Raw genomic sequence first — 18,827 nt, forward strand, 5'->3', positions numbered from 1 at the left:
TGCGTCACAGCTGCAGGGCGACATTCCGGCGCCGAAGTCCTTGTCCTGTCGTGCCCTTCGCTGCCGTCAGCCGAAGGACGGAACGTATATCGGGCCGGCTTGCCTTCCCCGCGCTGACGGTCAGGAAGGAATTCAAACCAAGACGCTTGCGATCCGGTCCTCTGGTCGCCAGGGTCAAGGGCTTGAGACAGGGTTTGTCCAATAAAAGCCGGACTTCGTACTGCACCGACGGCACCGCAAACAGGCTGACCATCTCCGTCAACGCGGCGTGAGAACGGCCATTCGGCAAAAACGATTTCGCCGCTTCCTCATCCAGCGGGCCGATATGCAGGCGGACCCGCAAGTCGTTGCGCCATGCCCGCGTGCCCAAGGCGGCGCCGAAGCCGAGGGTGGGGTGGGTAGCGCCCAGCGTGCTGCGGATCTTCTCCGGTATCGGGTCCCAGGCGCCAACGAATTCCTCGACCCGGACAGGAACGCCGAAATACTCGCCCAGCACACGCTCCACGCTCGAGGCAGCGATTGGACGCGTCCTGAGCAGCCCGGAATAGTAACCGGCGACTTCCGCTGGAATCGATGCATAGGGCCGGGCTGCCCCGAAGCTGGCCGGCCGCAGACCGCCCAAGGCGCTCAACAGCGGCAGCAGATCGTCCTGGCCTTGCGTGTCCAGGCCATGCTCGACGCGGTACTTGCCCCAAGCCTCGTAGAACAGGCCGATGACCCGATTGGAGAACAGGTCGATGAATGGCTTCCAGCTCTCGTCCGCGCCCAGGTTCGCCCTGGCGGCCGCGCGTTCGGTGTCATGCAGGGGCAGGGTGCCGCTTGCGCTGAGTAGCCCGATGAATGCCGGCGTGATGTGAATGCGCGGCATGCTGTCATCATCCACCGCGTCGACCTGCATGCTCTCGATCTCGCTGGCCGGAAAAGCCAGCGACAGGCTGTTACGAAAGCGCAGCACCTGGCTGAACGCCTGAGGATAGGGAATGCCCTGCTGGCGCAGCATCCGCACCAGGATGTTCAGCAGTTGTGCGAACCGGTAGCGGTAGGGCGCCGCGAGCAGGGGCTCGATCAGGAGAGCGGCATGCTGCCGCTGCGTGGTTTGCATCGGAACAGCTCCTCCCCGGATTGGTGTGACAGGATCACGAGCTCGATAAAGCTGTTCATCTGGACGTACAGCGCGAAGAACTGATCGATGACCTGCACGAACAGGTGGAGGCCGGCGCCAACGAAGGCCTCTTCGTCGATCGTCAGGCGTACCTCCGTCCCATGCGCCAGCGACGAACCGCGCTTGTGCCGCAACCACGCGGTGGCCTCCGCATGTTCAAGCCCGACAATGCCGGCGATCTGCCGTCGCGATACCGCCGATCCCGTGAAGTCGTACAAGGCCAGCATTTCGCGCAGGCCGTCCGCGCCTTCCATGGCGAGCGAGTGATGGTTGAGGGTCAGGTGCGAGATCAGGCGCCAGTGGGCGCCCCGGCCGTTTGCCAGGCGATGGGGGCGCGTGGGCCGGCGCAGGAAACGGATCGCCGCGCCCTCGGTGGCGCCCGGTACGGACAGGTCGCCGCCGGCCGCGCCGGTCTTCAACAGACAGGGCAGGTCGCGGTTCGTGCAGGTGAGGTCGATCGAGAGCGTTGCTTGCTCTACCGCGAGCGGCCCGCCGTCGGCATCGACGAGCGAGATGAGCTTTTCGTGGCCCGGGCTGATGGCTGCCAATGTGTCGTCATGGCGGAGTATCCAGTAGCGCCCCTTGCGTGCATCGCACTCGCCGTGCCGCAGCGCATAGAATGGGTGGAATTCGACTGGCGCGATGTCCTTTCCCTGCTGACGCACCATGTGGACCCGGTCGACCGAATAGACTTCATACGCAGACGCATGAGCGGGATGTGCCAGCACCGAATACTCGGCCGTCTGCTGGCTGTAGTCGATCGGGACACCCGGCTGCCTGAACAGATTGACGACCGGCGTGCAGCCTGGGAGCAGGCTGCGTGCCGACAGGCCGGCGAGCATCCTTGCCTGGCTTGACCCCGGCGGCACGCCTGCCAGCCCAAGATGCAGCGTGAAGCGGGTGCAATCCGCGGGCAATCGTGCGCATAGCGCGGCCAGGTCGATATCGACGAAGTTGAACTTCTCCGGAAAGGCAAAATACTCCGCAAGGATCCGGTAGGCGCGGTGCGAGCGGGCGTCGAACGGGATCAAGGCGTCGCCATCGGCAAAACCGGCCGCGGCGACCGGTATCGCGGCGAGCGGCTGCCATGCCCCGTCGGCGCCGGCCTGGACGTATGTCGTTGCCGTGCGCATGAACAGCGCATCGCGCAACGCCGCGCTGAACGAAGCATCGCCGTCGAGATAAAACCTGAACGCGGCCGACGTCGTCAAAGGGGCCATGGATTCGAACTCGATGCTGATCGATGCCGTTACCGCCGGCGTGAGCCTGGTCGAAGACGGCGCGCGGATGACTTCATCGAAGCGGGCGGAGGTGATAGTGACCGGGCAGGGCGTGACATCGTACGCGGTCTGGAACCTGCAGTTCACACCGCGTACTGGCGCTGACTCCAGCAAGCTTCCCCGCGCGACGGTGCTGGTGCTGCCGCCGGTGCCACGCGCTGCCGGGAGAAAGCGCACGATCGCGCACGAGGGGAATGGCCGCAAATAGTGCGGAAAGAGGAGGTTGAGCAGCGCCTCCGTGAATTGCGGATACGCGTCGTCAAGCCGCTTCGACACCCTGGCGCACAGCAGGGCGACGGACTGGATCAGGCGCTCGACGTGCGGATCGTCGCAAGCCTCGTCGCCAATCTGCAGCTTGGCCGCGACCTTCGGATAACGCTCGGCGTATTCGCGGCAAAGCTGCCGCATCGTGACGAGCTCGCGTTCGTATTGCGCAAACAGTTCATCCATGGTGCTGGTGCCTCGATTGTGCCGAATTAGCTGGCGCTGCGCACGCTCTGCACCGAATAGCGCTGCAGCGATGGCTGGAACACGGCGTTGAACTGCATCGGTTCGGCCACCGGCGCGCTCTTCAATTCGGCGGTGATCACGAAGTCGACCCGGTTGATCGCGCCTTTCCTGGGTTGCAACGTCGCCGTCACTCTGTGCAGCCGCGGTTCGTGCCGCTCGATCGCCTTCTGGACCGCGCTACAGATCCGCTTCTGGTCCGTATCGCTCGTCATGCACATGCCGGCGAAATCGATCAGGCCGTAATGCACGATGGACGCGCTCACCTCGGGGTAGCTGGCCAGCGCATCGGGGAGCAGGGCGGAGCGCGTGTTGAGGAGCGCTTCGAGGTCGCGGGTAATGCTCTCCCGCCATTCGTCAAGTTTGCGAGGAGATGTACGAAACTGACTTTGCGGTGCATCGTCATCGGCATCCAAACGGTCGAACAAGCCTGGCACGACACTCTGCATGCTGTTTCCCCTAAGACCGTCATGAGCAGACGAAGCGTCATTATTCCCTTCTTGGCGCTCCTAAAGTTGCGTCCTATCAACAGATATATTTAGAAGAAGAAATTTCAGCTTGATGCGCTGGATCAACAATTTTTGCGCAATGCCGGCCATGCTTTATGGAATCTGAACAATGCGTATCTGGCCGAGGAGAGAGCGATGAGCATGGGAGCGAAAATCTTGTGGTCCGAGGGGCTGACGCTGGGACCCCAGCATTTCCAGCGGCAGGACCTGTACCACGAGACGCGTCTGCTCAGGATGGCGTCCGCACTCAATCCTAACTTCTGGGGCGCCCGTCTTCTGCAATGGAACATGGAAGGACTCGGCCATAACATGCTCGAGGCGCAGGCGATGTCGCTGATCTTCCAGGATGGGGAGGTCTACGATGCACCGGCAACGGACCTGTTGCCGCTGCCGGTCGACCTGGCCCAGCTGCCGCAGGAAATCAACACCTTTACCATCTATGCCGCACTCCCGACCATCCGGCCGCATGGCGCCAACGCGGAGGAGGGCGGCCGTTATGCGCTGGCGGAGGCGGAAACGTCCGACCTGTTCAGCGACGCGGTGCCGATCGACGTGCCGTTCCTGAAAAAGCGGCTCCGGCTGATGTCCCACGTCGAGCCGCGCGATGGGCATGTCAGCTTTCCCGTGCTGCGCATCCATCGCGACCCGCGCGGTGGGTTCGAGGCCGATCCGACCTTCGTCCCGCCATGTGTGGCAATCAGTGCCGCCCCGCCGCTCCAGCAACTGCTCGATGGCTTGATGAGCGCGCTGTCGGCCAAGATCGTGCAGCTGCACAACTCGCACCGGAAGACGAATGCGGCCACCTTCGAGGTGCACGCAGGCGACATCACGTCCTGGTGGATGCTGAACATCATCAGCACGGCGAATGCATCCCTGCAGCACTGCGCGCGCGCCAAGGTACAGCATCCCGAGGACCTTTACGAGAAGCTGCTGGCGCTGGCGGGCGGCTTGATGACGTTCTCGGACAGGTACAAAACGCCTGACCTGCCTGCCTATGAGCACGCCGATCCCGGCGTCACGTTTGCACAGCTCGATGCCGTGATCCGCTATCTGGTCGATACCGTCATCTCGGCCAAGTACTTCACCATTCCGCTCATCGCCGAGGACAATCGCCGCACACACTATCGGGGAACGCTCGATGCGTCGAAACTGACCCAGGAAACGCAGCTCTGCCTTGCCGTGAGCGCGGACATGCCGGCGCTCGAGCTGGTGGCGGCCGTACCGGTGCGATTCAAGATCGGCTCACCCGACGACATCGAACGCATCGTGGTATCGGCACTTCCCGGCATCACGCTGACCCACATGCCGCAGGTGCCGACGGCGGTGCCGGTTCGTCCGGACACCTATTACTTCCTGCTGTCGACCAGGAACGGGCTCTACGAGAATGCGCTGAAGGCGCAGGCGATCGCGATCTATGCGCCGGATGGAATGCGGGAGCTGAAGATGGAGCTGATCGCGTTCACGCAGTGAGAGTAGACGGACCGCTGCGCGTCACCAGCAGGGTAGCGCATGTATCAGGAAGGACTGCCGCAGCCACAAAAAAAGGCGTCACGATCACTCGTAACGCCTTGATTCGATACTGCATATTCGTGGTAGGCCGTGCGGGGCTCGAACCTGCGACCAACGGATTAAAAGTCCGCTGCTCTACCAACTGAGCTAACGACCCGAAGGCCGGCATTATAACGGCTTGGCGGTATTTTGCCAGTCCCTTTTGCGCCGCGGCGGCTCAGTCGGCGCCGCCGCGGCCCGGGCGCTCGCTGGCGGCCAGCCGGATCGTGTCCTGGCGCAGGATGCCGCGGTCGTGCTCGAGCACGATGCGGTCGTTGGCGGGATCGGGGCCGAACTGGATGGCGATCTTGCCGTCGGCCGATGCGAAGCGGTTCGGCCCGGCCCATTGCAGTGCTTTCTGCTGGCTACGCCCGATCTTGACGTAGAGCCTCGTGCCCACCAGGAAAATGTCTGCACGGCGGCCGTCACTGAGTCTGTACGCCCCAGTAATCTGTTCCATCTGCTCGGCAGCGGCCAGGCTGGGCTCATCGGCTTCGATGCCGGCTTGCACCGCGCTTGCCGTCGTCAACAGGACGGCAGCCGCCAGGAAGGTGGAAAGTACTCGCATGGTCGTTCCCTTTCGGTTGGTTGAGAAAACTGGATGAGTCCAATGTAGGCAAAACCCGAAGTGAGAGTATTGACCATAGGCAACTTTTAGTTCAGCAAGGAATCGTGATACGAATTGCGCCGCCGCCCGTCATTTTTGCGTCATTTCGTATCTGTCTGGCTTTGCAGGAACCCAGACCGTTTCGTGATGGGTCCCGCAAAGGCCTTGAGGCCGCAGACCGCCGTCCTACACTGAGTTCACCGCCGCTGGCGAGGCCAGCATGCGGTAAAACCTGTTTCGCGAAGGAGCGATCATGCGTCTCTCACTATTGGCAGTCCCCGCGGCCCTGTTGCTGGCATCGAACGCCGGCGCCCAGTCAGGAAATTATCCATCGCCCGACACCGGGCCGATCTCCACGGTGCAGGTGACGGCCCCGGTCCGTCTCAGCGAGGAGCAGATCCAATCGCTGCGCGGCTATTACGCCCTGTCGAACGGCTGGCACATGAAAGTGGACAGGGCCTCGAAAGGCATCGTTGCCCGGATCGACCAGCAGCCGCCGATCCGGATGGTCGCGGTCTCGGCCGACAAGTTCGTTTCCCGTGACGGCAATGTCACGATGGACTTCAACCAAGGCGACAACGGCGACGAAATGACGATGAGCTATGTGCCGGACCAGCGCCTGGCCATCCGCTACGTGGTGACGGCCACCCTGGCGCAACGATGACGCCGCGCCGGCGCCGGCCACCAAACGCCAACCCGCGGGTTGGCGTTTTCTTTGCACTTTTTCGCTCCATGCATGCCGGGTTACGCCCGCACGATACGCGTGCGTGAAAATGTTTAAATCTGTTATTCTCCAGACACAATTTCTCTACAACAAGACTCTGGAGTCCCATGAAGCTCTCGACTGTTGCTTTGCTCAGCGCCCTGGCCCTGTCGAATGTCGCGGCGGCCGCCAACGTGCGTACCGAAATCACCCGTACGAGCCACGGCGTCGTCCACGTCAAGGCCGGCGATTTCCGTAGCCTCGGCTATGGCGCGGCCTATGCGTATGCAGAGGACAATGTCTGCATGTTCGCGGACTCGCTGCTGACCGTACGCGGCGAACGTTCCCGTTATTTCGGCGGCGCCGCCCCGGCCACCGCGCCGGTGAATGGCGAATACGGCGCCGGCCTCGACCTGTTCATGCAGCTCCCGAACGAGCAGAGCGACTTCTTCTTCAAGGGCTACCTGGACCTGGAACAGCTTCGCGCCGGCTATGCGGCGGCGTCGAAGGACGTCAGGGACTTGCTGGCCGGTTATGCGGAAGGCTATAACCGCTTCCTCGCCGACAAGCGGGGCAGGCTGCCCAAGGCCTGCAATGGCGCGGCCTGGGTCAAGCCGATCAGCGTCGACGACCTCTACCTGGTCATCGGCGAAAAGGCGCTGCACGCAAGCGGCGAAGCCTTCGCGGCGGCCATCGTCGGGGCTTCGCGCGATCCTGCCGAACCTGTCTCGCTGGCCAGGGCGATGCCCGCCGCGACCGCGCCGATGCCGAAGGGCATACCGGCCGGCGTGGGCAGCAATGCGCTGGCGGTCGGCAGCGCCGCGAGCGCGAACGGCAAGGGCATCCTGCTCGGTAATCCGCATTATCCCTGGACCGGCACGGACCGCTTCTACCAGATGCACCTGACCGTTCCGGGCCGCTACGACGTGATGGGCGCAAGCCTGGGCGGCATGCCCTTCGTCACCATCGGCTTCAACCGCAACCTCGCGTGGTCGCATACGGTGACGAGCGCGTCGCACTTCACCACCTTCCGCCTGGCCCTCGATCCGGCCGACCCGTCCGGTACCACCTATTTCTACGATGGCGCGCCGCGCAAGATGACCGAGCGCACCGTGTCGGTCGAGGTGCTGCAGCCCGACGGCAAGCTGGTGACGAAGCAGCGTTCCTTCTTCTTCAGCCACCAGGGCGCCGTGATCGTGCTGCCCGACGCCGGCATCGGCTGGACCAGCGACAGCGCCTTCGTGCTGGCGGACGCGAACCGCTTCAACACCCGCCTCGGCGACCAGTGGCTGAAGATGGGCCAGGCCGACGACGTGACGCAGCTGCAGAGCGCCATCCATGCGGTGAAAGGGCTGCCCTGGGTGAACACCGTCGCGGCCGATCGCAAAGGCAATGCGCTCTACATCGACGGCAGCGTCGTGCCGCACATGACCACCGATAAGTTCCTGGGCGATTGCCTGCTGGTGCCGGCGCTGCTGGCCTTCGACGGCACCCGCAGCGAGTGCGGCTGGGGCCAGGACGCGGACGCGCCGGCCGGCGTGTTCGGCGCCGCCAACGCCCCGGCGACCGTTCGCCAGGACTACGTCGGCAACTCCAACGATTCCTATTGGCTGACGAATGCCAAGGCGCCGCTGGTCGGCCCGGCGCCCTATGGCTACTCGCCGCTGTTCGGCGCCGCCGGCGAGCAGCAGTCGCTGCGCACCCGCCTCGGCTTCAAGCAGGTGGAAGAGATGCTGGCGGACCGCCGCTTCCTGCGCATCGACGACGTGCAGGACCTGATGTTCGAAAACCGGCTCTACGCCGCCGAGCTGGTGCTGCCTTCGCTGCTGCGCGCCTGCCTGAGGGCCAACGACGCGCGCCTGCTGGCGCCATGCGCAACGCTGGCGGCCTGGGACAGGAAAACCGACCTCGACAGCCGCGGCGCCGTCCTGTTCCGCGAATTCTGGAACCGCGCGCGTGCGCTGCCCGACCTGTGGGCGACGCCCTTCAATCCGGCCGATCCGGTGAACACGCCGAGCGGCGTCGCCGCGTCCGCGGCGCCGGCCTTGCTGGACGCGCTGCGGGCGGCATCGGCAGCCATGCAGGAAGTCGGCGTGCCGGTGTTCGGCCAGCTGGGCGACTACCAGACCGAGCAACGCAACAACAAGCTCTACCGCCTGCACGGCGGCATCGGCGACGAAGACGGCTCGTATTCGTCTCTCCACATGCGCTCGGCGCTGACGGCGAAAGGCTATCGCAACGTCGACTGGGGTACGAGCTATATCCAGCTTGTGGGCTTCGACAACGCCGGGCCGGTTGCGAAAGGGCTGCTGGTGTATGGGCAGTCGGTCGATCCGGCGTCGCCCTGGTATGCCGATCAGCTGACGCTGTTCTCGCAGAAGAAGCTGGCGGTGTTGCCGTTCTCGGAGCAGCAGGTCAGGGCGGAGCGGGTTTCTTCGCAGGTGTTGACGGCGAAGTGAGGCGAATTCAGACGGTCCCGCCCGGCAAAATGAAGCGTATGCCGACATGCGGGACCGGCTCGAGAATCGCGAACTGGATCACGGGCTTTGCCGCCGCCGGGTAGTCGCGATGATAGCCGACGGCTTTGCCCGCGGCCTTGGAGAGCGTATCGAGGTCTCTGGGGCTCACGCCTGCCGACCAGTCTGTATTGCCTCTGGGAGCGATGTTGTTCTGATTGAGCGCCAAGCCGTCGACCAGGTAGATATAGGCGCCATCGCGCTGAAGCACGCCGCTTTTGAAGCCCAGCCGTTGTTCCAGTTCAGGCAGCGTGCTGCCTTGAATGAGATGCAGGAAGGTGGCGTAGCCTTTGACAGTGGATCTGGGCTGGTTCAAGCCAGCCGCAACCTTGACGGCAAATTGCCCGGGCACTTTCGCCTGACGAATAATGATGTCATTCGAGGCGCGCCGCAGTTCCTGGATGATTTCCGGGTCGCCGGCCGTGGAATTCAAGCCGATATCGTAATCAGCATTGTTCACGGCATAGTAGGCTTCATCGTCGTCGTACTTTGCAGTGCTTAGTTTCACGATATTCTCCTTGGTTTAGGGGCAATAGCGCTGCTAACAATCTGCGAGTTCGGAATACAAGTCCTGGTAATCTAATACTGTGTTCGGCGGGGAGCAACTCGTTTTGAATGGAACGCGGAAAAACAAAAACGCCAGCCCGAAGGCTGGCGTTCATGCTGAATCTTTGGTAGGCCGTGCGGGGCTCGAACCTGCGACCAACGGATTAAAAGTCCGCTGCTCTACCAACTGAGCTAACGACCCGAAGAAGGCTCGCATTATAGCGGGACGTTTTGATTTACGCCAGAGCTACGTGCAATATAAGACAGCGCCGATCGACAACCGTGCTTAGTGCACTGTTGTCGCTTTTAATACCTCCTCCGCCGTCGTCACCCCTTCCACCACCTTGTATGCCCCGGCAATCCGCAGCGGCTTCATCCCATCCGCCACGCTTTGCCGGCGCAGGGCCGCCAGGTCGGTCACTTCCTTGATCAGGTGGGTGAAGGGCTCCGTCACCGTCACCAGTTCATAGATGCCGGTGCGGCCGCGGAATCCGGTCTGGCGGCATTCGGGGCAGCCGACCGGGCGGTAGACGGTGGCCGGCTTCGGGATCTTCCAGGCGCCTCCGATGCTGTCCCAGACCTCGTCCGAGAGTTCGCCGTCCGGGCTCTTGCAGTGCGGGCAGAGGGTGCGCACCAGGCGCTGCGCCATGATGCCGCTCAGGGTCGAGCCCAGCAGATACCAGGGCACGCCCAGTTCGAGCAGGCGCATCACGCTCGATGGCGCATCGTTGGTGTGCAGGGTCGACAGCACCAGGTGGCCGGTCAGCGCCGCCTGGATCGCCATCTCGGCCGTCTCCAGGTCGCGGATTTCGCCGACCATGATGATGTCCGGGTCCTGGCGCATCAGCGCGCGCACGCCGTCGGCGAAGGAGAGATCGATGCCCGGCTGGACCTGCATCTGGTTGAAGGCCGCTTCCACCATCTCGATCGGGTCCTCGACCGTGCAGACGTTCACGTCGCTGGTGGCCAGCGCTTTCAGGGTCGTGTACAGGGTCGTGGTCTTGCCCGAGCCGGTCGGTCCGGTCACCAGAATAATGCCGTGCGGGCGCTTGGTGAGCGCGTCCCAGCGCTGGGCGTCGTCGGGTGGGAAGCCCAGCTCCGGCAGGGTCTTGACGACCACTTCGGGGTCGAAGATACGCATGACGAGCTTTTCGCCGAAGGCGGTCGGCATCGTCGAGAGTCGGAGCTCGACTTCCTGGCCGGCATTTGAACCGGCGTTGGTCCTGGTCTTGATGCGGCCATCCTGCGGGCGGCGCTTTTCGATGACGTCCATCCGTCCCAGCAGCTTGATGCGCGCGGTCATGGCGATCATCACCACCGCCGGCACCTGGTACACCTGGTGCAGCACGCCGTCGATGCGGAAGCGGATCACGCCGGATTCGCGTTTCGGCTCCAGGTGGATGTCGGAGGCGCGCTGCTCGAAGGCGTAGCTCCACAGCCAGTCGACGATGTTGACGATGTGCTGGTCGTTGGCGTCGACCTGCTTGTTCGCCTTGCCCAGTTCGACCAGCTGCTCGAAGTTGTTGCGCAGCGCGAGGTCCTGGCCGCTGGACTTGTTGGCGTCGCGGATCGACTTGGCGAGGCTGAAGAACTGCGAGATGTACTGGGCGATGTCGAGCGGGTTCGCCAGCACCAGTTCGATGCGCTTGCGGGAAATGCGCGCGATCTCGTCCTGCCACTCGGTGTGGAAGGGATCGGCGGTGGCCACCACCAGCGCGTCGCCTTTCAGTTCGACCGGCAGGATGTTGAAGCGCGCCGCATAGCTGGCCGACATCACGTCCGCGACCTTGGTGAAATCGATTTTCAAGGGGTCGATGCGCAGCAGGGGCAGGCCGACCTTGGCCGCGCACCATTCGCTCAGCACGTCCAGCGTCAGCAGCTTGTGCGGCGGCCTGGCGGAGACGATCTTGCACTGGGCGATGGCCGTCAGCGGATGCATGGCGCCGACCGCGTTCTTCAGGATGCCCTGGGCCTGCGCGAAGTGCGGCTTGACGGTCGACTTTTCGACGATGCCGTCCGCCAGCAGCCAGGAGAAGATGGTCTGCAGATCGAGCGCCTTGGGGCGGGCGGATTTCGCAGCGGCGGCGGGGGCGTGCATGGTGGCGTCAGCGCTTATCGGCAGCGAGGGCCGTTTGCAGTCCCTTGATCCAGGACTTGGCCGGCAGCTTGGTCGTGGCCACGATCTGCGCGGCGCGCGCGGCCAGGCGTTCCGGGTCGAGGTCGGGCTTGTTCTTGAAGCACAGCGCGACCACGTTGCCGTCGTGGACCTCGGGCAGGCAGATCACGGTGTCGAAGGCGAAGCGCATCGCCTTGATGTTCTTTTTAAAACTGGGGTGGTCGCCGAACAGGTTGACGGTCATGACCCCATTCTCGGCCAGGCAGGCGTTGCAGGCCTGGTAGAACTCGGGCGTGTCGAGTACCGGGCCGCGCGCGGTGGCGTCGTACAGGTCGGCCTGCAGGACGTCGAAGGCTGCATGGTTTTCTCCGTCGAGGACGAAGTCCATCGCGTCCATTTCCAGCACCTGCAGGTGCTCGTCGTCGGAGGGCAGCTTGAACATCGAGGAGCAGATCGCGATCACCGACGGATTCAGTTCGACCGCGGTGACGAGGGCCTGCGGGAACTGGCGGTAGCAGAACTTGGTGAGGGTCGCGGCGCCCAGGCCCAGCTGGGCGATGGCGCGCGGCTGCTCGATGAACAGCATCCACGCCATCATCTGCTGCGCGTATTCGAGCTCGGGCCAGTCCGGCTTGCGGATGCGCATGGCGCCTTGCACCCACTCGGTGCCGAAGTGCAGGAAGCGCACGCCGTCCTGTTCGGACAGGGTGACGGGAGCGAACTTCGGCTTGCGTGCCGGCTTGGGTGCGGAGGCGCGGGCGGCAGCGGGCGTGGGACGGCGCGAGGATTCGGCCAGTTCGATGGATTTGCGTTTGATGAGCATAGGGCGACCTGAAGGGAACGTCCTATTATCGGGTGAGGTCCTGCCGGGGTGCAAGCACCACGGCAGGGTGCAGCTGGCTTAAGGCTGCGGAGGGAACTGACGGCGCGGAAGAGAGAGGGTCCTCCGAGCCGGTAAAACGAAAGACAACTAACGTATCGGGGCCTCGTCAAACCGTCGCGAGCATCGCAGGCCGAACCTGCAACGCGCAGCAGGTTTGGCGAGGTCCTATCAGTACTGTTCCGGCTCCACCGAGACGCGCACGCGGATGCGGTTGCCCGGGTCGCGCGGCATGACGGTGGTGTAGGTGTGGCCGCGGTAATCGTAGGTCACGTCGTAGCCGTTGGTGCGCTGTTCGACCGATTCCACGGTGCGGCAGCGCTGCACGGCCTGTTCCTGGGTGCCGGCATAGCCGCTGCGGCCATCGTTTTCGACGTGGTCGCCGACCATGGCGCCGGCGATCGCACCGGCGGCTGCCGCGGCGACCTTGCCGTTACCGCTGCCGACCTGGCTGCCCAGCAGGGCGCCGGCGATACCGCCGACGACCGAGCCGCCCTGGCTGCGCTGCTGCTGGACCGGGGCCTGCACGTAGTCGGTGCGGCATTCGCGGCGCGGGGTGCGGACCTGTTCGATACGCGGTTGAACGCGCACGACCTGGCCGAAGTCTTCGAAATCGCCAGCCTGGGCCAGCGGAAGGGCGCAGATGCCCAGGGCGGAGAGAATCAGTTTGGCTTTGAAGTTCATGTTCGTACCTCGGTAAGGTGGTCTTCTGAGTTTATTGGACGGTTACTGCCATGAGTGAATGTTACTGCGACTCGCCGCATTGAGGCGATCCGCATGGCAACAAAATGTAACAGGCGGAAGGCGACATGCAGATACGTCTCCAGAGCGAAAAAGAAGCAAAAAGCCTTAATTCAGCCTGAAAAAGGCCATCAATTCTTACAAATCCGGCCTGCCCGTCCATATTCGGGTTGATCTGGATACCACAAAACGTTACCCTTACGGGACTAAGGGTTTTAACGGTGGGAAACTTGAGGGGAAAATGAGTTTGTTGATGAGAGTGCCGCCTAATCTGGTGCAGTCGATCCGGGCCTACCGCGCCACGGAGCTGCAGAAGGAAGCGGGCCGCCTGGGCCATCACTTCCTTTACGCTCATTGCGCCAACGCCCTCACCAAACAACAAGTCTGCGCCCGCATCGGCGAGCAGTTCACCTTCCCCCGTCCGTGCAGTAAAAACTTCGAAGCGTTGCGTAATTGCATCACCAACGTGATCGCCGAATCCGGACCGCAACCGGGCTTTATCGCCGTGCTCGATCAATTGCCGAATACGCAAAAATTCGACAAGGAGGCGCGCGAAACGCTGCTCGACGTGTTCCGCGACGCGGCCGAATTCTGGGCCGAGAAAAAAGTGCCTTTCCGGGTGTTTTATTCTTTTGAAGAGCCGCAATCGCCGCAGTCGGTGGGGTGGGTCGGGCCGCGGCCTTTCGAATAATTCGTGCGTTTGCGGATAAGCCGCTGCCCGTAATGCGGATAAGCCGCTGCCCGTAATGCGGATAACCCGCTGCCCGTAATGCGGATAACCCGCTGCCCGTAAACGTCGTCCCCGCGCAGGCGGGGATCCAAGTTTGCAAGCGTTTCGTCAGCTCACGCAAAACCTGGGCTCCCGCCTTCGCGGGGGCGACGTAGGGACGCGGCCGGGTTACAATGCGCGCTTATGAAAAATATCGTGATCCTTATTTCTGGCCGCGGCAGCAATATGGAAGCCATCGTGCGGGCGCGCGAAGCGCAGCACTGGCCGGCCCGCATTGCCGCCGTGATCAGCAATAAGCCCGATGCCAAAGGCCTCGGCTTCGCGCAGGCGCACGGCATTCCGACCGCCGTGGTCGACCACAAGGCTTTCGCCTCGCGCGAAGCCTTCGACGCGGCCCTGCAGGAAACCATCGACGGCTTCGCGCCCGACCTGGTGGTGCTGGCCGGCTTCATGCGCATCCTGACGGTCGGCTTCGTCGAGCATTACGCCGGCCGCATGCTGAACATCCATCCCTCGCTGCTGCCGCTGTTCCCGGGGCTGCATACGCACCGGCAGGCATTGGCGGCGGGCGTGAGCGAGCATGGCGCGACCGTGCACTTCGTTACCGCCGAGCTGGACCATGGCCCGAGCGTGCTGCAGGCGCGCATCCCGGTGTTGCCGGGCGATACAGAAGACATGCTGGCAGAGCGGCTGCTGGCTGAGGAACACGTCATTTATCCGCAAGCGGTGCGCCTGTTCGTTGAAAACAGGCTCAGCATCGCAGACGGCGAAGTCCGCATCGCCGAGACCACCAGTATTTAAACCAAGGAAACACATGAGATTGCCACCCGCGATTCTCGGCAATGCTGAAGAAGTATTGCGCGAGATCCTGCGCTTCATGGCGCCGGCCGACGTCACCCTGTCGCGCTACTTCAAGGACCATCCCCGCCTGGGCGGCCGCGAGCGCGGCGCCATTGCCGAGTGCGTGTATTCGATCCTGCGCAACAAGAATTTCTACACCGACTTCGGCGGTTTCGGCACCGGCACCAGCGCCACCATGCGCCGTCTGGTCCTGCTGGGCATGGCTGAAGCCGTCGGCGTCGAGTCGCTGGGCGGCCTGAGCGAAGACGAGACCGCCTTCCTGGCCCGCATCCAGGAAATCGACCGTTCGCTGCTGCCGCCGAAGCAGCGCGCCAACCTGCCGGAATGGCTGTACGACAAGTTCGTCGCCCAATACGGCGAAGAAGAGACCTTGCAGCTTGCTGCCGTACTGAACACGCCGGCGCCGCTGGACCTGCGCGTCAATACCCTCAAAACCGACCGCGAAAAAGTCGTCGCCGAGCTGGCCGTCGCGCCGATCGTCGCCGAACCGACGCCGTATGCGCCGACCGGCCTGCGCGTCATGAAGAAGCCGGCCCTGCAGAACCTGCCGCTGTTCAAGGAAGGCGCGATCGAAGTCCAGGACGAGGGCAGCCAGGTGCTGGCCCAGTTGCTGGGCGCGCGCCGCGGCGAGATGGTGGTCGACTTCTGCGCCGGCGCCGGCGGCAAGACCCTGGCCATCGGCGCCATCATGCGCAGCACCGGCCGCCTGTACGCCTTCGACGTCTCGGAAAAGCGCCTGACCAAGCTGAAACCGCGCCTGGCGCGCAGCGGCCTGTCGAACGTGCACCCGGTCGTCATCGCCCACGAGCGCGACGCCAAGGTCAAGCGCCTGGCCGGCAAGATCGACCGCGTGCTGGTCGACGCGCCATGCTCGGGCATGGGCACGCTGCGCCGTAATCCTGACGTCAAGTGGCGCCAGGAAGCCTCGGGCGTCGCCGAGCTGACCGAAAAGCAGGCCTCGATCCTGGACGGCGCCTCGCGCCTGGTGAAATTCGGCGGCCGCCTGGTCTACGCGACCTGCAGCCTGCTGGACGAGGAAAACGACGGCATCGCGGCGCAATTCCTGGCCAGCCATCCGGACTTCGAACTGGTGCCGATGCACAAGGTGCTGGCCGAACAGCGCATTCCGCTGGAAATGGGCGATTACCTGAAGATGCTGCCGCACAAGCACGGCACCGACGGCTTCTTCGCCGCCGTGTTCGAGCGCAAGGCGGCCGACAAGCCCGCCAAGCCTGCCAAGGCGGACGAGGCCGCTGAAGCCGGCGACGCCGGCGCTGACGCCGCCGCCGAGTAAGCATCTTGGCCCCGCTGCAGATCACCAGTCTGATCGACGACCTGCTCGATGACCTCAGCCGGCCCGGCATGCCGTGGCAGGTCGGGTCGATCGCGGCCAGTATCGCACTCGGCTGGCTGTGCGCGGGCCTGTTGCAGGCATGGTGGCGCGGGCGCCGCACGGCGCAGGGCATCACGCGCCACGAAGGCGTGGCCAGCCTGACGCGGGTGATCGCGCCCTTGCTGGTGGTCGGCCTGTTGTATGTTTCCACTTGGCTGCTGGCGACGAACCGCTTCCACACGAATATCGTGAAGGTGGCGATTCCGGTGTTCTGGTCGCTGGTGGTGATCCGCGCGGCTTTCTTCCTGCTGCGGCGCGTGTTCGCGCGCCATGGCCAGCTGGGCGAGGCCTTCGTTACCTTCGAGAAGATTTTTGCCTTGCTGGTATGGGCGGCGGTGGCGCTATATATCACCGGCCAGTGGCCGACTATCTTTGACTTCCTGGATAGCTACAGGCTGAAATACGGACCCGGGAAGCACGATTACGTTACTTTCGAAGATGTCCTGCAGGGCATCATCTCGGTCGCGGTGCTGATGATGCTGGCGCTGTGGGCTGGCGCCGCAATGGAAGAGCGACTGATGGGCCTGCAAGGCTTGCACAGCTCGCTGCGGGTGGCGCTGGCGCGCGTTAGCAAGGCTGTCCTGATTGTCGGCGCGGTATTGGGCAGCCTGCGCTTGGTGGGCATCAACCTCACCGTGCTTTCCGTGTTTGGTGGCGCGCTCGGCGTGGGCCTCGGTCTTGGCCTGCAGCGTATTGCCAGCAATTACGTCTCGGGTTTCATCATCCTTCTCGAACGCAGCCTGTCGATCGGCGACATGATTTCCGTCGACAAGTATTCCGGCAAAGTTACCCAGATCAATACCCGCTACACGGTGCTGCAGGGCCTGGACGGCGTCGAGACCGTGCTGCCGAACGAGATGCTGATCTCCGGTCCGGTGCTCAACCAGACCCTCAGCATGCGCGCGGTACGGGCCGGCACCAAGCTGACGGTGGCCTATGGTTCCGACCTCGACCAGGTCATGCCGCTGCTGGTGGCGCAGGCCGCCGGTACCCCGCGGGTGCTGGAAACGCCGGCCCCGGGCGTGTCGCTGAGCCGTTTCGCGCCGGAAGGCTATGAGCTCGACCTGGGCTTCTGGATCGGCGATCCGGAGAACGGATCGGGCGGCGTGGTGTCCGAAATCAACAGGAAAATCTACAGCCTGGTGCAGGCCGGGGACATCAAACTTGGCATCCCCGCACTTGATACTCGGCTGCTCGATGCACATATAGCATCGGTTGTGGCGCGAATCACGCAGCCTGCCCCGGAATCGCTGGTCAATCCATCATCAACGGCCAACTGATTGCGCCCTAACGTGCCGTGCATCACTGGATACGCGTAAAATGCGTATTGTCGTCATGCGATTCGTATGACATCCTGGCGAACGCCACCATTCTGGAGTGTTAATGAATTTTCTGAGCAACATCTTCCAAGCTGTCCTGTCCTTCCTGGACGGTGGCTTGATCGACCTGTCGGGTTGGCAGATGCTTGTGTACACGCTGATCGTGACGCACATCACGATTGCCGGTGTCACCATCTACCTGCACCGTCACCAGGCGCACCGCGCGCTGGATCTGCATCCGATTGTCAGTCATTTCTTCCGCTTCTGGCTGTGGCTGACCACCGGCCAGGTCACCAAGGAATGGGCTGCGGTGCACCGCAAGCACCACGCCAAGTGCGAGACCCCCGAAGATCCGCATAGCCCGGTCACCCGCGGCATCAAGAAAGTCCTGCTGGAAGGCGCCGAGCTGTACCGCGCCGAGACCAAGAACCTGGAAACCCTGGAAAAATACGGTCACGGTTGCCCCAACGACTGGATCGAGAACAAGCTGTACACCAAGTACAGCTGGCTGGGCGTGTCGGCGCTGCTGCCGCTGAACGTGATGCTGTTCGGCGTGGCCGGCATCACGATCTGGGCCGTGCAGATGCTGTGGATCCCGATCACCGCGGCCGGCATCATCAATGGCCTGGGCCACTGGACCGGCTACCGCAACTACGACTGCAGCGATGCGGCGTGCAACCTGATTCCCTGGGGCATCCTGATCGGCGGCGAAGAACTGCACAACAACCACCACACCTTCGCCACTTCGGCCAAGCTGTCGAGCAAGTGGTACGAGTTCGACATCGGCTACGCCTACATCCGCATGATGGAACTGGTGGGCCTGGCCAAGGTCAAGAAGACGATTCCGAAGCCGAAGCTGGCCAAGAACAAGCTGGAAGCCGACCTCGATACGCTGCAGTCCGTCATCACCAACCGCTATGACGTGATGGCGAAATACGCCAAGTCGGTGAAGGCCGCCTTCCGCGAGGAAGTGATGCACCTGCAGCACAAGGCCGAGCTGGAGAAGCGTTTCCTCAAAACCTCGCGCAAGCTGATGCAGGGCGAGCCGGCCAAGCTGCAGGCCCCGCAACAGGCCCAGCTGAGCGAGCTGTTCGAGCACAGCAAGGTTCTGGAAACCATGCACAATATGCGCGTGGAACTGGGCGCGATCTGGGAACGCTCGCACTCGACCCGCGACCAGCTGCTGCAGCAACTGCAGGACTGGTGCACCCGCGCGGAAGCGTCGGGCATCAAGGCGCTGCAGGAGTTTTCGCTGCGTTTGCGTAGCTATGCCTGATCGCTGATCGCCCCCTAGTCTGAAAGCGCCCCTGTCCAGGGGCGTTTTTTTTTGAAATGGCTGGCAGATCGATGGCGCTGCGCGTATATTGGGCCGCATTGCCGCCTCCGGGCGGCTCCTCGCTCACCGCGGG

General features: G+C 63.4%; 16 protein-coding genes and 2 tRNA genes. 8 read left to right on the forward strand and 10 right to left on the reverse strand.

The features are described from left to right. Positions 1–4 precede the first annotated feature (4 nt). From tssG to tssE, 3 genes are read right to left on the reverse strand one after another with little or no spacing between them, the layout of a single operon-like run. Positions 5–1,102: a type VI secretion system baseplate subunit TssG gene (gene tssG, locus ACFPO9_RS04775; protein ID WP_379767860.1), complete on the reverse strand. Its 1,098-nt coding sequence runs from the start codon at positions 1,100–1,102 to the stop codon at positions 5–7. After that, complete coding sequence (gene tssF / locus ACFPO9_RS04780) at positions 1,066–2,892, reverse strand: type VI secretion system baseplate subunit TssF (protein ID WP_379767863.1); 1,827 nt, start codon at positions 2,890–2,892, stop codon at positions 1,066–1,068. Before tssF ends, tssG begins: the two co-directional genes overlap by 37 nt. A gap of 26 nt (positions 2,893–2,918) precedes the next feature. After that, entirely contained in the window at positions 2,919–3,398 is a 480-nt protein-coding gene (gene tssE / locus ACFPO9_RS04785; protein WP_379767866.1) for a type VI secretion system baseplate subunit TssE, read from the reverse strand. A gap of 201 nt (positions 3,399–3,599) precedes the next feature. Here tssE and tssK point away from each other — a divergent pair, with 201 nt between their 5' ends. After that, a complete protein-coding gene (tssK, locus tag ACFPO9_RS04790) occupies positions 3,600–4,928 on the forward strand; it encodes a type VI secretion system baseplate subunit TssK (RefSeq protein WP_379767869.1) in 1,329 nt (442 codons plus the stop codon). A 120-nt stretch (positions 4,929–5,048) separates the two neighbouring features. Here the strand turns inward: tssK and ACFPO9_RS04795 are convergent. Both ACFPO9_RS04795 and ACFPO9_RS04800 read right to left on the reverse strand, forming a co-directional pair. Further along, positions 5,049–5,124: transfer RNA gene (locus tag ACFPO9_RS04795), tRNA-Lys, on the reverse strand. Between the two features lie 60 nt (positions 5,125–5,184). Beyond that, positions 5,185–5,574 carry a hypothetical protein gene (locus ACFPO9_RS04800; RefSeq protein ID WP_379767872.1) on the reverse strand — a complete coding sequence of 130 codons (390 nt, stop codon included), beginning with the start codon at positions 5,572–5,574 and terminating at the stop codon, positions 5,185–5,187. Positions 5,575–5,866: 292 nt separating this feature from the next. Between ACFPO9_RS04800 and ACFPO9_RS04805 the strand changes: the two genes are divergently transcribed. Beyond that, complete coding sequence (locus tag ACFPO9_RS04805; RefSeq protein WP_379767875.1) at positions 5,867–6,277, forward strand: hypothetical protein; 411 nt, start codon at positions 5,867–5,869, stop codon at positions 6,275–6,277. Positions 6,278–6,444: 167 nt separating this feature from the next. Then, the gene (locus ACFPO9_RS04810; RefSeq protein ID WP_379767877.1) at positions 6,445–8,775 is read left to right on the forward strand and encodes a penicillin acylase family protein; all 2,331 of its coding nucleotides are present in this window, start codon (positions 6,445–6,447) and stop codon (positions 8,773–8,775) included. A 7-nt stretch (positions 8,776–8,782) separates the two neighbouring features. Here the strand turns inward: ACFPO9_RS04810 and ACFPO9_RS04815 are convergent, their stop codons facing one another. The 5 genes from ACFPO9_RS04815 to ACFPO9_RS04835 all read right to left on the reverse strand — a co-directional run bounded on the left by ACFPO9_RS04815 (position 8,783) and on the right by ACFPO9_RS04835 (position 13,058). After that, positions 8,783–9,340 (reverse strand): RNA methyltransferase, encoded by a 558-nt coding sequence (locus ACFPO9_RS04815; protein WP_379767880.1) that lies wholly within the window; start codon positions 9,338–9,340, stop codon positions 8,783–8,785. Between the two features lie 164 nt (positions 9,341–9,504). After that, positions 9,505–9,580 (reverse strand) — tRNA-Lys (locus ACFPO9_RS04820). Between the two features lie 84 nt (positions 9,581–9,664). After that, positions 9,665–11,476: a type IV pilus assembly ATPase TfpB gene (gene tfpB / locus ACFPO9_RS04825; protein WP_379767883.1), complete on the reverse strand. Its 1,812-nt coding sequence runs from the start codon at positions 11,474–11,476 to the stop codon at positions 9,665–9,667. A gap of 7 nt (positions 11,477–11,483) precedes the next feature. Further along, on the reverse strand, positions 11,484–12,317 hold the full coding sequence (locus tag ACFPO9_RS04830; RefSeq protein ID WP_379767886.1) for a spermine/spermidine synthase domain-containing protein: 834 nt from the start codon (positions 12,315–12,317) through the stop codon (positions 11,484–11,486). 228 nt (positions 12,318–12,545) lie between these two features. Then, positions 12,546–13,058 carry a glycine zipper 2TM domain-containing protein gene (locus ACFPO9_RS04835; protein ID WP_379767889.1) on the reverse strand — a complete coding sequence of 171 codons (513 nt, stop codon included), beginning with the start codon at positions 13,056–13,058 and terminating at the stop codon, positions 12,546–12,548. Between the two features lie 298 nt (positions 13,059–13,356). On the opposite strand from ACFPO9_RS04835, the gene ACFPO9_RS04840 reads away from it, so the two are divergent. From ACFPO9_RS04840 to ACFPO9_RS04860, 5 genes are all read left to right on the forward strand, one after another. Next, the gene (locus ACFPO9_RS04840) at positions 13,357–13,806 is read left to right on the forward strand and encodes a barstar family protein (RefSeq protein ID WP_379767892.1); all 450 of its coding nucleotides are present in this window, start codon (positions 13,357–13,359) and stop codon (positions 13,804–13,806) included. Positions 13,807–14,028: 222 nt separating this feature from the next. Further along, positions 14,029–14,646: a phosphoribosylglycinamide formyltransferase gene (purN, locus tag ACFPO9_RS04845; RefSeq protein WP_379767895.1), complete on the forward strand. Its 618-nt coding sequence runs from the start codon at positions 14,029–14,031 to the stop codon at positions 14,644–14,646. Positions 14,647–14,659: 13 nt separating this feature from the next. After that, complete coding sequence (locus tag ACFPO9_RS04850) at positions 14,660–16,000, forward strand: RsmB/NOP family class I SAM-dependent RNA methyltransferase (RefSeq protein ID WP_379767898.1); 1,341 nt, start codon at positions 14,660–14,662, stop codon at positions 15,998–16,000. Between the two features lie 5 nt (positions 16,001–16,005). Next, on the forward strand, positions 16,006–17,379 hold the full coding sequence (locus ACFPO9_RS04855; protein ID WP_379767901.1) for a mechanosensitive ion channel family protein: 1,374 nt from the start codon (positions 16,006–16,008) through the stop codon (positions 17,377–17,379). A gap of 103 nt (positions 17,380–17,482) precedes the next feature. Next, entirely contained in the window at positions 17,483–18,694 is a 1,212-nt protein-coding gene (locus tag ACFPO9_RS04860) for a DesA family fatty acid desaturase (protein WP_379767904.1), read from the forward strand. Positions 18,695–18,827 lie beyond the last annotated feature (133 nt).

The sequence above is a fragment of the Massilia aerilata genome (assembly GCF_042656905.1).
GTDB lineage: Bacteria > Pseudomonadota > Gammaproteobacteria > Burkholderiales > Burkholderiaceae_D > Telluria > Telluria aerilata.